11 protein-coding genes are annotated in these 14,122 nt (G+C 65.7%); 4 read left to right on the forward strand and 7 right to left on the reverse strand.

The genetic code is table 11. The features are described 5' to 3' along the window. The first annotated feature begins 20 nt into the window (after window positions 1-20). Entirely contained in the window at window positions 21-686 is a 666-nt protein-coding gene (locus ACODS2_RS03445) for a hypothetical protein (protein WP_488997567.1), read from the forward strand. Next, window positions 683-1,600 carry a hypothetical protein gene (locus tag ACODS2_RS03450; RefSeq protein ID WP_488997568.1) on the forward strand — a complete coding sequence of 306 codons (918 nt, stop codon included), beginning with the start codon at window positions 683-685 and terminating at the stop codon, window positions 1,598-1,600. The genes ACODS2_RS03445 and ACODS2_RS03450 overlap by 4 nt, the downstream gene beginning before the upstream one ends. 20 nt (window positions 1,601-1,620) lie before the next feature. Here the strand turns inward: ACODS2_RS03450 and ACODS2_RS03455 are convergent, their stop codons facing one another. Beyond that, entirely contained in the window at window positions 1,621-4,491 is a 2,871-nt protein-coding gene (locus ACODS2_RS03455) for a M16 family metallopeptidase (protein WP_488997569.1), read from the reverse strand. A gap of 493 nt (window positions 4,492-4,984) precedes the next feature. Here ACODS2_RS03455 and clpB point away from each other — a divergent pair, with 493 nt between their 5' ends. Continuing rightward, on the forward strand, window positions 4,985-7,564 hold the full coding sequence (gene clpB, locus ACODS2_RS03460) for an ATP-dependent chaperone ClpB (protein WP_488997570.1): 2,580 nt from the start codon (window positions 4,985-4,987) through the stop codon (window positions 7,562-7,564). Window positions 7,565-7,792: 228 nt separating this feature from the next. Here clpB and trhO read toward each other — a convergent pair whose 3' ends face one another. Further along, complete coding sequence (trhO, locus tag ACODS2_RS03465; protein ID WP_488997571.1) at window positions 7,793-8,599, reverse strand: oxygen-dependent tRNA uridine(34) hydroxylase TrhO; 807 nt, start codon at window positions 8,597-8,599, stop codon at window positions 7,793-7,795. A 255-nt stretch (window positions 8,600-8,854) separates the two neighbouring features. Between trhO and ACODS2_RS03470 the strand changes: the two genes are divergently transcribed. Next, on the forward strand, window positions 8,855-9,628 hold the full coding sequence (locus tag ACODS2_RS03470) for an outer membrane protein (protein WP_488997572.1): 774 nt from the start codon (window positions 8,855-8,857) through the stop codon (window positions 9,626-9,628). Between the two features lie 37 nt (window positions 9,629-9,665). On the opposite strand, the gene ACODS2_RS03475 is transcribed toward ACODS2_RS03470, so the two are convergent. From ACODS2_RS03475 to ACODS2_RS03495, 5 genes are all read right to left on the reverse strand, one after another. Then, window positions 9,666-10,979 carry a spinster family MFS transporter gene (locus tag ACODS2_RS03475; protein ID WP_488997573.1) on the reverse strand — a complete coding sequence of 438 codons (1,314 nt, stop codon included), beginning with the start codon at window positions 10,977-10,979 and terminating at the stop codon, window positions 9,666-9,668. Between the two features lie 102 nt (window positions 10,980-11,081). Beyond that, entirely contained in the window at window positions 11,082-11,486 is a 405-nt protein-coding gene (locus ACODS2_RS03480; protein ID WP_488997908.1) for a type II toxin-antitoxin system VapC family toxin, read from the reverse strand. A 9-nt stretch (window positions 11,487-11,495) separates the two neighbouring features. Continuing rightward, the gene (locus ACODS2_RS03485; RefSeq protein ID WP_488997574.1) at window positions 11,496-11,759 is read right to left on the reverse strand and encodes an AbrB/MazE/SpoVT family DNA-binding domain-containing protein; all 264 of its coding nucleotides are present in this window, start codon (window positions 11,757-11,759) and stop codon (window positions 11,496-11,498) included. A gap of 140 nt (window positions 11,760-11,899) precedes the next feature. Continuing rightward, the gene (locus ACODS2_RS03490; RefSeq protein WP_488997575.1) at window positions 11,900-12,976 is read right to left on the reverse strand and encodes a phosphotransferase family protein; all 1,077 of its coding nucleotides are present in this window, start codon (window positions 12,974-12,976) and stop codon (window positions 11,900-11,902) included. Beyond that, window positions 12,973-14,064: a Zn-dependent alcohol dehydrogenase gene (locus ACODS2_RS03495; protein WP_488997576.1), complete on the reverse strand. Its 1,092-nt coding sequence runs from the start codon at window positions 14,062-14,064 to the stop codon at window positions 12,973-12,975. Before ACODS2_RS03495 ends, ACODS2_RS03490 begins: the two co-directional genes overlap by 4 nt. Window positions 14,065-14,122: the final 58 nt, after the last annotated feature.

The following is a 14,122-nucleotide window of genomic DNA, read 5'->3' on the forward strand; positions in this document are numbered from 1 at the left end:
GCCATCAAGAGGGGGGATGCTTGCTTCGAAATCATGTTCTGACGGCCGTGCTGGCCGTCGCTATCGCGTCTGTGCCTGCCATGGCGCAGCAGGCTGCCGCGCAGGAAGCCGTACCGACGCCAGTATTGGCGCCAGTATCGGCCCCCGCTCCGGCTGCTGAGGCGGCGGCAGCGCCCGCCGCTGCGGAGGCAACGATCCCCTCGCCCGAAGGACTGGCGATGCCCAAGCTCGATTTCACCGCGACGCCGGAGATCGAACAGGACTTCGACAAGTACTTCTATTTCCACCGCGCCAACACTTCGTTTGCCGAAGCCTATGTCGACATCCACGAATGCGATGCGCTGGCGAGCGGGAGCAGCATCTACTTCAACTCCTCCACCGCGACCGCAGCCGCGCTTGCCAATTCGAGCGTGCTTGCTGCGGGGGTCGGCGGGGCGATTGCCGGGGCGATGATGGATGCCATTTTCGGCTCCTCCGCCCGGCGCGCGCAGCGGCGCCAGAACGTGCGCAACTGCATGTATTTCAAGGATTACAAGCGCTATGGCCTGAGCCGCGACTTGTGGACCGAATTCAATTTCGAGGAAGGCATGGGCCGCAAGAAGGAAGGCGTCCGCAATGATGCGCTGGCGCTGCAGGCGCTGGTCGCTTCCGGACCCGCGCCGACCACGAGGGAGCTGGGGCTGTGAAGATCATCCGCACCCTGATCGCCGCTGCGCTCGCAGCAACCTGCCTGGCCGGAGGCGCCCTGCGCGCCGAGCCGGTCGAGGAAAAGAATGTCGTCTCGGGCAAGACCACGCTTGATCCTGCCAAGGGCTATATCCTTGTCAGCGGGCCGGCCCGGCAGTTCGGCATGTTCCTGCGTGTGCCGGACGATTCCACGTTCGCTACCTGGGAGAAGGACCGGCAGAAGGCCCTCGACAAGGCACTGCGCGCCTACAAGACCGAACATGCGAACTGGCAGGTCTTGGCAAACAACGCCAAGGCAGACCACTCCAAGCCGCCGGCAGAGCCTGTCCAACCCACGCTGGAAACCATACAGGTCGATCCGCCCGAGCTGCGCGATGTGGCCGCGTTCGGTCCGCAGTTCGTCTACACCAAGGGCGAGACGGTGACTTATCTGCAGGCGGTGAAGCCCGGCACCTATCGCTGGTACGGCAACGTCATTGGCGGTGCGGGCTTGCCGGCTGGCGGCACCTGCATGTGCATGGGTACGGTGCAGTTCGAGGTGAAGGCCGGGGTCGTCACCGATACCGGCAACTGGCTCCAATCGGCGCCCCACAGCGGCGAGGACATGGACGTTGCGCGGCTTGCGCTCAAGGAAGCCAACGACAAGCGCGTGGCGGCCGGCAAGGAGCCGCGCCTGCCATTGCCCCCGTCCGAGCCTCGGTTCGGCGTGCCCGCCAGCCTGAAGGACTGGCCTTCGGTTCAGGCCGAGTTTCATGCCAGCGGCAAGCTCAACAACTACTACGGCATCTTCATTTCGCGTCTCTCCCCGGTGCCCGGCGTGCTCGGCTATCACCGTGACACGCCGGTCGATCTGCGCACCGGGCAGGAGATCGAAAGCCCGACGCTGGTGAGCCGGGCCAGGATCAAGAAATAAGGCGGTGAGGGGCTAGCCCCTCACTCTCCCTTCACCACTTCCACCGGCAGGCCCAGCCCATCGAGCTGCGGCTTGACCTTGGCCGCATCGCCGACGACGACCCAGACAAGGCGGCTGGGATCGATGGTCTTCCTCGCCGCAGCGTCAAGGTCTGCGGGAGTCATCGCGCGGTAGCGGGCGGGGAGCGTGGCGAAGTAATCGTCCGGGCGCTTGTAGGTCTCGATCTTGGCAACGCCATCCAGCACCGCGCCCGAGGTTTCGAACGCGCCGGGAAGTTCGCGCGCGCTGCCTTGCGTGGCCAGCGCGGTTTCTTCCGGCGTGGTGCCCTTCGCGCCGAGATAGCGCGTCATCTCCCCGCGCAGTTCGGTGATCGAGGGGCCGGTCTGGTCGGTCTGGACCGGGGCATATAGCATGAACAGCAGCCGGTCGGCCCGGTCGTTGATCAGGCTGGCGACGCCGTAGGACCAGCCCTTGGTCTCGCGCAGGTTGGTGTTCATGCGGCTGAGGAAATCGCCGCCGAGCACATCGTTGGCAGTGCGCAGGGTTACGGTATCGTCGGTGCCCTTGGCGGCGATCACCTCGCCGCCGAGGATCATCGACTGCGGCGAGCCGGGGCGGTCGATCAGCACGATGCGCGGGGTGGGCGCGGGGATCGGGGCGGAGAAGTCCTTGACCGGCGGGGCCATGCGGTTCGAAGCCCAGTTGCCGAAGCTCTTCTCGAGCAAGGGCACGACATCGGCGAGCGTGGTATCACCCACGACGTAGATCGTCGCGCGGTCCGGCCGCAACCAGCGGGCATGGAAGGCCGCGAGATCGGCCCGGGTCAGCTTCTTGACGACGTCTGCTTCGCCCGTGCCGGTCGGGGCATAGCCATAGGGATGCGCAGGACCGTAGATCGCGGGGTAGAGCACGCGGCTGGCGAGCGAATAGGGATCGGTGCGCTCGGACTGGATCGTGCTCAGTTGCTGGGCGCGCACGCGTTCAAGCTCCGCCGGATCGAGCGCCGGGTGGCGCACATAGTCCGCAAGAAGATCGAGCGAGGGCGCGAGGTTGGGGACCAGCGCGTTCAGCTCGAACGCGGTTGAATCCGGCATGCCCATGCCGTTGATCGAGGCGCCCAGCGTTTCCTTGGCGCGGGCGAGCGCGGACGAATCGAGGCTGGTGGTGCCTTCATTCATCAGGCGCAGCAGCAAGGCAGTGGTGCCGCGCGCGCCAAGCGGATCGGCAGCATAGCCCGCATCGAACGAGACCCGCACCGACACGATCGGCACCGCGCTACGGCGGGCGAAGACGACCTTCATGCCGTTCTTGAGGCTGGTGCGCTCGATGGCGGGGAAATCGAGCGTGGGCACGTCGCCGGCGGGCGGGATCTTGCTGCGATCGGCATCGGCGGTGGTTGCCGCCACGGCGACAGGCGCAACCGGAGCGGCGACAGCCGGGGGCAGCGCGGCATCGCCGCCGCGCGCTTCGCCGCCACTGGTACGTTCGCCGGGGACGACAGTGAGCGCGAAGACCGGGCGCTTCATCCACTTCGCCAGCGCATCGCGTACTGCGGCGGGGGTGAGCTTCGCGGCTGCCTCCAGTTCCTTGCGGTAGTGCGCCGGATCGCCGGAATAGATCAGCCCCTCGGCCAGCGTCGCCGCCTTGCCGCCGCCGCCCACCGATTCAAGCGAGCGAATCTCGCCCGCCGCAAAAGTGGTTGCAGCGCGGGCGAGCTCGTCCGGCGTGGGGCCCTCGGTCATCAAACGCGTAAGCTGCGCATCGAGCGCCGCGCCGACCTTGGCCGGGTCCGCACCCGGTTTCACATCGGCTTCCATCACGAACTGGCCACCCTGCGCGAAGATATCGGCGTGGGCGGAGGCCGATACGGCGATCTGCGCACCGCGCACCAGCGCATCATCGAGCCGCGAGCTGGCCAGCCCGCCGAGGATCAGGCCGCCGACCTGCAGCGGCAAATAGTCCGGATTGTCGAGCCCGGGGACCGCCCACATGCGGTAGACGCGGGTGGTGGCGACACGGTCCTGCACGGTGCGCGCGATGGGCGCGGGCAGGGTCGGCACCGGCACGCTGACCGGCTGGACGGCGGGACCGGCAGGGATTGCGCCGAACCACTTTTCCACCTTGGCCTTCGCGGTGGCGAGATCGAGATCGCCCGCAAGCACCAGCACTGCATTGTTGGGGCCGTAGTGATCGCGGAACCAGCCCTTCACATCATCGAGGCTGGCGCTGTCGAGATCGGCCATCGAGCCGATGGTGGTGTGGTGATAAGGATTGCCGGCGGGGTAGAGCGTTTCGTACTCTTCGTATTCGATCAGGCCGAAGGGGGCGTTGTCGCCCTGCCGCTTCTCGTTCTGGACGACGCCGCGCTGGTTATCGAGCTTCTCCTGCGTCACCGCGCCGAGCAGGTGGCCCATCCGGTCGCTTTCGAGCATCAGCGCGCGGTCGAGCGCGGCCTTGGGCACAGTCTCGTAGTAGTTGGTGCGGTCGAACCAGGTGGTGCCATTGGCATCGGTCGCGCCGATTTCCTTGAGCGGGCCGAAAAAGTCGTTCGGCGCGTTTTCCGAGCCGTTGAACATCAGGTGCTCGAACAGGTGGGCAAAGCCGGTCTTGCCGCGCGGCTCGTTCTTCGAGCCGACCTTGTACCACACCGACAGCGCCACGACGGGCGCCTTGCGATCGGTGTGGACGAGGACGGTGAGGCCGTTGGGGAGCGTGAAGCGCTCGTAGGGAATGTTCACCGAGTTGACGAGTTCGGCGACTGGCGCGGCCTTGATCGCAACAGCAGGCACCGGGGGTGCAGCCGGATCGGCGGCGAGTGCGGGCACGGCGGCGAGGAGGACAGGGAGCGCGAGCAAAGAGGCCATCAGCGAACGGTGCAGCGAACGGGGCATGGTGATCCTGCGGCTGGGGCGGCGTGCCGGACGGCGGCCGCGCGGGGAGGGGATGTCGCTCTGTTTCAGAGCATGGCTTGGCTGAACAGAAGCAAAATCGAATCGGGCGTCCACTTGCCCCGATGGGCGGGCATCTGGGCGGCAAGTTGACACAGTTGACACTGTCCTGAGGAATAATTGCAATCGATCACTGACGGGCTTTTGATCGATGAAAACGATCAGGGACCGGATCGGTGCGATGCAGACTAACGTCATGCGTTCAAGCATACCGGCAAGCTGGCCTGTAGGACAGGCGGTGCCCGACGAACGTCATTTGTGCATCGACAGGCGCGCAATTAGTGGGCGCTAGGCAGTTGCTGGCGGCTGCTTCAGCCAAGGCGCTGAGGTACCCGGCATAAGGGGACCCGGAGAGCTACGGACGGATTTTTGATCCATGTCCTTGTGTGGCTGAAATGACACACTACTTTCGGGGCATCAGGAGGAAGTCTACCCCATGAACCTCGAGAAATTCACCGATCGCGCCAAGGGCTTTCTGCAGGCGGCGCAAACTGTTGCCATCCGCAATAGCCACCAGCGGATTGGCCCCGAACATGTGCTGAAGGCCTTGCTGGAAGACAGCGAAGGCATGGCATCCGGGCTTATCCAGCGCGCTGGCGGCACGGCGTCTGTCGCGCTCGCGGAGACCGACAAGGCGCTGGCCAAGATCCCGGCGGTTTCCGGCGGCGGAGCGCAGCAGACGCCCGGGCTGGATAACGATGCCGTGCGCGTGCTCGATGCGGCGGAGCAGATCGCGGCGAAGAGCGGCGATGCCTATGTGACCGTGGAGCGCATGCTCGTGGCGCTGACGCTGGCGACCACGACGGCGGCGGGGCAGGCACTCAAGACCGCGAACGTGACCGCGCAGGCGCTGGAGGCGGCGATCACCGCGCTGCGCGGCGGCCGCACGGCAGACAGCGCCGGAGCGGAAAACGCCTATGAGGCGATGAAGAAGTATGCCCGCGACCTCACCGAAGCGGCGCGCGAGGGCAAGCTTGACCCCGTGATCGGGCGCGACGAGGAAATCCGCCGCACGATCCAGATCCTGGCGCGGCGGACCAAGAACAACCCCGCGCTGATTGGCGAGCCGGGCGTGGGCAAGACCGCGATTGCGGAGGGCCTCGCCATCCGAATCGCCAATGGCGACGTGCCCGACAGCCTGAAGCATCGGCGCCTGATGTCGCTCGACATGGGTTCGCTGATTGCGGGCGCGAAGTATCGCGGCGAGTTCGAGGAACGGCTGAAGGCCGTGCTCGACGAAGTGAAGGGCGCCGAGGGCGAGATCATCCTGTTCATCGACGAGATGCACACGCTGATCGGCGCGGGCAAATCGGAAGGCGCGATGGATGCGGGCAACCTGCTGAAGCCGGCGCTGGCGCGCGGCGAACTGCACTGCATCGGGGCGACCACGCTCGACGAGTACCAGAAGTACGTCGAGAAGGACCCCGCGCTGCAGCGGCGGTTCCAGCCGGTGTTCGTGGGCGAGCCGACCGTGGAGGACACCATCTCGATCCTGCGCGGGCTGAAAGAGAAGTACGAACTGCACCACGGCGTGCGGATCACCGACGGTGCCATTGTGGCGGCGGCGACGCTTTCCAACCGCTACATCGCGGACCGCTTTCTGCCCGACAAGGCCATCGACCTCATGGACGAGGCGGCGAGCCGGCTGCGCATGGAAGTGGAGAGCAAGCCCGAGGAGATCGAGAACCTCGACCGGCGGATCATCCAGCTGAAGATCGAGGAAATGGCGCTCGCCAAGGAAAGCGATGCGGCCTCGAAGGACCGGCTGGCGGCGCTGCGCGAGGAGCTGGCGAACCTTGAGCAGCAATCGAGCGAGCTGACGACGCGCTGGCAGAACGAGCGCGACAAGATCGCGGCCGAGGGCAAGATCAAGGAAGCGCTCGATGCGGCGCGGCTTGAGCTGGAGCAGGCGCAGCGGCAGGGCGACCTCGGCAAGGCGGGGGAGCTGGCCTATGGCCGGATTCCCGAGCTGGAGAAGCAATTGGCGGAAGCGCAGGGCATGGCCGAGAACGCCCTGCTGCGCGAGGAAGTGACCGCGGACGATATTGCCGGCGTGGTCAGCCGCTGGACCGGCGTGCCGGTCGAGCGGATGCTGCAGGGCGAGCGCGAGAAGCTGCTCAAGATGGAAGAGACCATCGGCAAGCGGGTGATCGGCCAGCGCGATGCGGTGGTTGCGGTTTCGAAGGCGGTGCGCCGGGCGCGCGCGGGCTTGCAGGACCCGAACCGGCCCTTGGGCTCGTTCCTGTTCCTCGGCCCCACGGGCGTGGGCAAGACCGAGCTGACCAAGGCGCTCGCGGGCTTCCTGTTCGACGACGACAACGCGATGGTGCGCATCGACATGTCGGAATTCATGGAGAAGCATTCCGTGAGCCGGCTGATCGGCGCGCCTCCGGGTTATGTCGGCTATGATGAAGGCGGCGTGCTGACCGAGGCGGTGCGGCGGCGGCCCTATCAGGTCGTGCTGTTCGATGAGGTGGAGAAGGCGCACCAGGACGTGTTTAACGTGCTGCTGCAAGTGCTCGACGATGGCCGCCTGACCGACGGGCAGGGCCGCGTGGTGGACTTCACCAACACACTGATCGTGCTGACCTCGAACCTTGGCAGCCAGTACCTTGCCAATCTGGAAGAGGGGCAGGACGTAAGCACGGTCGAGCCGCAGGTGATGGACGTGGTGCGCGGGCACTTCCGGCCCGAGTTCCTGAACCGGCTGGACGAGATCATCCTGTTCCACAGGCTGGGCCACGAACACATGGCGCCGATCGTCGATCTGCAGGTGGCGCGGGTGCAGCAGCTACTCAAGGACCGCAAGATCGTGATCGACCTGACCGATGCGGCGAAGCGCTGGCTGGGCCGGGTGGGCTATGATCCGGTCTATGGCGCAAGGCCGCTGAAGCGCGCGGTGCAGCGCTATGTGCAGGATCCGCTGGCCGAGCGACTGCTGGGGGGAGAGATCCCCGATGGCAGCACGGTGAAGATCGACGAGGGCGACGGCGCGTTGACGTTTGTGGTGGGGTAAATTGGTTCGCGCAGAGGCGCGGAGGCGCTGAGAAGAGAGAAGGGAAGGGGGTTCGCGCAGAGATCGCAGAGATCGCAGAGATAGAGAGAATTCGGGCCGGAGGCCCTGAAGCCTTCTCCTTACCGAAGGACAAGAAGCGGCTTCTTCGTGAACTCCAAGGTCTCTGCGGACTCGGCGATCTCTGCGCGAAACCCATTCCTCTTTGCGCCTCTGCGCCTCTGCGCGAATTCAGTCTTTGCAGCCGCAGTCCTCGCCTGCTGCAACCGCGCAGCCGCAGCTTTTGCAGAGCGTGTGTTCGCCCTCGGTCAGCCCATGGCCGAGCGCGACGCGTTCGTCGAACACGAAGCATTCGCCCTGCCACAGGCTCTCCTCGGCGGGCACGTCTTCGAGATAGCGCAGGATGCCGCCCTGAAGGTGGTAGACTTCCTCGACGCCTTCGGCCTTGAGGAAGGCGGTCGATTTTTCGCAGCGGATGCCGCCGGTGCAGAACATCGCGACCTTTGGCTGTTTTCCGGCACCCAGAAGGCGGTCCCGTTCGCGGCGGAACCAGGCGGGGAACTCGCGAAAGCTGCGCGTCTCTGGATTGATCGCGCCCGCGAAAGTGCCGACCGCGACCTCATAGGCGTTGCGCGTGTCGATCACGATGGTTTCGGGATCGGCAATTAGCGCGTTCCAATCGTGCGCGGCGACATAGGTGCCGACCGCGGCGAGGGGATCGATGTCGGGCTCGCCCATCGTCACGATCTCGCGCTTCAGGCGGACCTTGAGGCGGCCGAAGGGCATCGCCTCGGCAGTGGAAAGCTTCACATCGAGGTCAGCGCAGCCGGGCAGGGCGCGGATGGACGCAAGCACGCGTGCGATGCCTTGTGCGGTGCCGGCGATGGTGCCGTTGATGCCCTCTCCGGCCAGGATCAGCGTGCCCTTGATGCCGGCGGACTCGCAGGCTTCGAGCAGCGGCGCGCGCAGCGCTACCGGGTCCGCGAAGCGGGCGAAACGATAGAGCGCGGCAACAGTGATGGAGGCGGGTTCGGCCATGGCCTTGCTTCCTAGAGCCGATTGCGCCCGCGCGGCAAGAGTGGCCGGCTGGGGCATTTTCGCCACACTTGCGCGGAAGAAAAACAGACGAATCTGCCTGCTTGGGCATGCCGCACTCGGCTCGTCGCGCTGTTCATTTTCAGTACAGGCGCCGGGCGTATCGACAGGCCATCGCGAACACAGACAGTTATGACTCGCAACATTTGCGAAGTGTTTCTGGAATGTAAGCGTGTATCCAAGAGAAAGGGTTGCGTAATGAGGAATAACTATTTGCTGCTTGCTTCGGCTTGTGTTGCTGTAGCGATGGCTAACAGTGCAAATGCACAGACTTATGTCGGTGTATCGGCAGGTATTTCTGCTCCGCATAACTCGAATAACCAAGGTACATTCACTTCCGATGTGCCTGCCACAACTGCCGCGCCGGTCTATGGCGCCATTCCTTCGGGCACGCCGCTGGGCTGGAAGACCAGCTTCGACGTGGGCTACAACTTCGCGGCACAGGTCGGCCACCGCTTCGACAACGGCTTCCGCATCGAGGGCGAGTTCGCCTTCACGCGCGCCAACGTGCGGCGCCACAGCGGCGTGACCGTGGGCGGCACCAACATCGATGCCATCGACGCCTCGATCCTGACGCGCGGCCCGACCGTGGGTTCGACCGTGGGTCAGGTGGTGGACAGCGGGATCGGCAGCCAGCGCGGCATCGCCGGTTTCGTCAATGCCTACTACGACATCAACACTGGCAGCGCGTTCCAGCCCTATGTCGGTGGCGGTGTGGGCATCCAGGAAACGAAGTTCGACTATCGCCCCTCGAACATCGATGTCGGGCAGGGCAAGGAAACCAACTTCGCGTGGCAGCTGATGGCGGGCGCGACCTACAAGATCGGGCCGAAGTTCGAGCTGTTCGGGCAGTACAACTACCGCGATGGCGGCAAGACGACGCTGCCGCTCGACCTCGTGCCGGCGGATCTGCAGGCGAAGAGCCGGCAGTCGCTGGTCTCGGTCGGCTTCCGCATTCCGCTCGGCAAGTAAGGGCGTGACGGAGGGGCCGTGGGGGCGTCTGGCGCTCTCACGGCCCCTTGCGGTCGAGCTCCTCGTTGAGGCGCAGCGACGTGCGCCAGAAGAAAAAGGCCGGGACGAACCCGATCACCGCCGCGCCATAGAGCACCCAGCGCACGCTTTCCTCCCCGGCCATGGGCTTGATCCCGTCTGACAGCATCCCGAAGAAGAGGGGGCCGAGGCCCAGCCCGATGAGGTTCTGGCTGAACAGCAGCAGCGCGCTCGCCATCGCCCGCGCTTCGGGCTTGACCAGTCCTTGCGCGCTGGAGAAGCAGGGGCCGTAGTAGAGCGAATTGAGCGCGGTGGGGAGCATCAGCAAGGCGAGGGCCCAGCGCCAGTCGGTCATGCAATAGGCGGCGATGGAAAGCGGGACCGCCACGGCAAAGCCGATGGCAGGCGCGGTCATCACATGGCGGCGGTTGACCTTGCCGAACCGGTCCGCCAGCCAGCCACCTGCGAGCGTGCCGATAATGGCTGCGACCCCGCCCCAGATGCCGAACCAGAACCCGGTATCGCCCGGGCTGAGGCCGTGGGTGCGCTGAAAGAAGATCGTCGTCCACGTCGCCTTGCCATAGCTGAGGAACGCAGCCGCCGAGCCAGCCGCGAGCAACAGCACGAAGGCGCGCGAGCCCAGAATTTCGGTCAGCGCCTCGCGGTTGGACAAGGTGCGGGGCGGCGGGGCGGCATTGGCCGCGCGCAGGGCTTCGCCCGCGCGGCGCGGATCGCGCAGCAGCAGGACGACCGCGCCGGCCAGCACGATGCCGGGCACGCCGACCACGACGAACGCCGCCCGCCAGCCATAGGCATCCGCCAGCTGGCCGCCGATCAGCATGCCGAGCAGGGTGCCGATGGGGATGCCGAGCGCATAGATGGACAGGGCCGAGGCGCGCTTTTCGGGCGGCGCGAGATCGGCAATCAGCGAATGCGCGGCGGGCGAACACCCGGCCTCGCCCACGCCGACGCCGATGCGGGCGAGCAGCAATTGCACGAAGTTTTGCGCCTGCCCGCACAGCGCCGTCATCCCCGACCAGATGATCAGCGCCCCGGCGATCAGCCCGACGCGGTTGGTCGCAGGGCGATCTGCATAGCGCGCGATGGGAATGCCGAGGAAAGTGTAGAAGGCGGCAAACGCGATGCCCGTCATCAGCCCGATCTGCGTATCGGACAGGCCAAGATCGCGGCGGATCGGTTCGGCAAGGATGTTGACGATCTGGCGATCGAGGAAATTGAAGATGTAGACGACCAGCAGGACGGCGAGCACGAGGCGCAGGGACTGGGGCTTGGGTGCGACGGATTTAAGCGCTTGCCCGGCTAGTTCGGTCATCCTCATCCTTTCGCGGAACTTTTGCCCGCTGTTCTTGGCTTAGGGGGGCTGCCAGTGAAATGCCAGCCTGCTCCATGGTCAGCGGTGTCCCTCGACAGACGCTCAGGCCGCAAGCAGGGCAACCCCGCTGCGCCGTGCTGCGGCAATGAGAGCTGCATCGCGGGTGGCCAAGGGGAGGCCGCGGCGAAGTGCGAGTTCCAGGTAGGCCGCGTCGTACGGCGTAAGATCCTGGTCGCGCGATAGTCTGCGCGTTGCGTGCCATGCGTGTCGGTCGGTTTCGGGATCGACCGCGATGGGCAGACAGGCAAGGCTGGCGAGAAGTTGGTCCGCAAGTGCAGCGGTGCAGCGTCCGCGCCGCTCGGCGGCCCGGAGCACACTGGCCATTTCGAGGTGCCAGAGGGCAGGGACAAGGGCGCCGCCCACGGTCACTTCATCAAGCACGGCAAGGACTTCGGGAGTCTGCTCGTCAGCGAAGAGCCACGCAGCTGCCATCGAGGCATCGAGCACGAGCAGCAATCAGCGGCGCCCTTCTTCGATCAGGGAGCGAATGGAGAGACCGCCAAGCGTCAGACCTTGCGACAAGGCAAGGATGCCTGCCCTGGCCGCTTCGGCCTTGCGGCGGGCTTCGGCATGCGCGGCATCGCGGCGGATGACAATGGTGCCATCGACAGCCTCGATCTCGACCGCTTCGCCATCGGTCAGACCGGCGGCCTGAACGACGTCGCTGGGAACGCGCACGGCAAGGCTCTTGCCCCATTTTCCGACGATGACTTGAGTCATGGCTGCACCTCGATTTGGGATATCATGGCATATCCCGGGTTAAGGGGCAAGCCTTGCAGCCCCTCCGTCCACCCTTCCTTCGACAGGCTCAGGATGGGCGGAGCTACCACCTCCCCGAAACAAGCTCGGGGAGGGATGGGTCAGGCGCCCGCCTTCACCGCGTAGTTCCACGCCATGTCTGCCAGCGGGCCCACCCGGTCGGACATCGCAGCAGCGTGGGCGCTGCTGGCGGTGCCGTCGAGATAGCGCTTCTTGATGCCCTGGATGATGCCGGCGAGGCGGAAGTAGTTGTAGGCGAGGTACCAATCCATGCCGGCGATGCCGTCGCGGTTTGTCTTCTCGCAGTAGCGCGCGATCACTTCATCGAGTTCGGGGATGCCGAGTGCGGCGCGGTCGAGGTCCATGACGCCGGAGCGGCCGCCGTTTTCGGTGGACCATGCCATCGCGAAGTAGGTGAAATCGGCCAGCGGATCGCCGAGTGTCGAGAGTTCCCAGTCGAGCACGGCGAGCGGCTTGGGCGCGCCATGTGCGAAAATCATGTTGTCTATGCGGTAGTCACCGTGGACGACGCTCACGCGGGTCTGTTCGGGCAGGGTGCGCGGGAGCCACTCGATGAGGCGCTCCATCGGCTCCATGCGTTCGGTTTCGGAGAGGCGGTATTGCTTGGTCCAGCGATCGACCTGGCGGCCGAAGTAGTTGCCGGGCTTGCCGAATTCGGTGAGGCCCACAGAGTCGACGTCCACGCTGTGGAGCTGGGCGAGGGTATCGACCATGGCGAAGTAGGTGGCGCGGCGGTCTTCGGCGCTCGCGCCGGGCATCGCGCCGTCCCAGATGGTGCGGCCATCGACGCAGCCCATCACGTAGAACATTGCGCCCGCGACCGATTCATCGGTGCACAGACCATATTGCGGGGCGACCGGGAAGCCGGTGGGGCCGAGCGCGGACTGGACCTTGAATTCACGGTCCACCGCGTGGGCGGAGGGGAGCAGCTTGCCCAGCGGCTTGCGCCTGAGGACGTAGGGGCCCGAGGGCGCGTCGATCCGGTAGGTGGGGTTCGACTGGCCGCCCTTGAACTTCGAGACGGTGAGTGGGCCCTGAAAGCCTGCCACGTTGGCTTCGAACCAAGCGGTGAGCTTTGCCTCGTCCAGCTTGTCCGCGCCTTCGGGGGAGACGGTGCCGGTGAAGGCGGCCTGAGCGTCGATGACAGGCTCGGTCATGAGTCGAACACGATAACCGAGCGGGCGGAGTGGCCCTGCTTCATCTTTTCGAACCCTTCGTTGATGCCTTCCAAGGGGATGCGTTCGGCAATGATGCTGTCGAGGTCCAAGAGGCCGCGCATGTAGAAATCGACGAGGCGCGGGAGATCGACCGGGAAGTGGTTGCCGCCCATGATCGCGCCTTGGAGCTTCTTGCCCGAAAGCAGATCGATGGCGGAGAGGCCGACCTTGTGGCCGAGCGGCATCATGCCGAGGATCGTGGCGGTGCCGCCGCGGCGCAGCGCAGCGACCGCGAGATCGCCCGAGGCGGGTCGCCCGACGGCTTCGATGGCGTGGTGGACGCCGCCCTTGGTCATTTCCTGGATCTGCTTGGCGGCATCGGGATCGAGCGCGTCGATCACGTCTGTCGCGCCAAGCTTGATCGCGAGTTCGCGCTTTTCGGGCATGGGATCGGCGGCGATGATGCGGCCTGCGCCGGCGATCTTGGCGGCGTTGATCGTGGCAAGGCCGACACCGCCGCAGCCGATCACGGCGACGGTTTCACCCGGCGTGACCTTGCAGGCGTTGAAGATCGTGCCCGCGCCGGTGGTGACGGCGCAGCCAATGACGGCGGCGCGATCGAGCGGCATTTCGGGGTTGATCGCGACGCAGGCGTGTTCGTGAATCAGCATCATTTCGGCGAAGGCCGAGAGATTGAGCATCTGGTTGACGACGCTGCCATCGCTGGAGCGCGTGAGGCGCGGTGCCTCGCCGGGGCGGCGGCGGGTATCACCGCCGAGGCAGAGCGACATGCGGCCGGTGACGCAGAATTCGCAGTGGCCGCAGAAGGCCGAGAGGCAGGTGACGACGGCATCGCCCTTCTTGACCGTGCGGACTTCGCTGCCGACTTCCTCGACAATGCCGGCGGCTTCATGGCCCGCGACGCAGGGCATCGGGTGGGGATAGGCGCCATCGATGAAGTGCAGGTCCGAATGGCACAGACCGCAAGCGGCGGTGCGGATCAGGACTTCGTGCGGGCCGGGCTTGGACACGGTGAGCTGGTCGATGACGAGCGGGGTGCCGGCTTGTTCGAGGATGGCGGCTTTCATGGGGTCTACCTTGCACAGTCCCCCTCCCGCATGCGGGAGGGGTTAGGGGAGGGTGTGT

This window comes from Novosphingobium sp. FG137 (assembly GCF_057809735.1).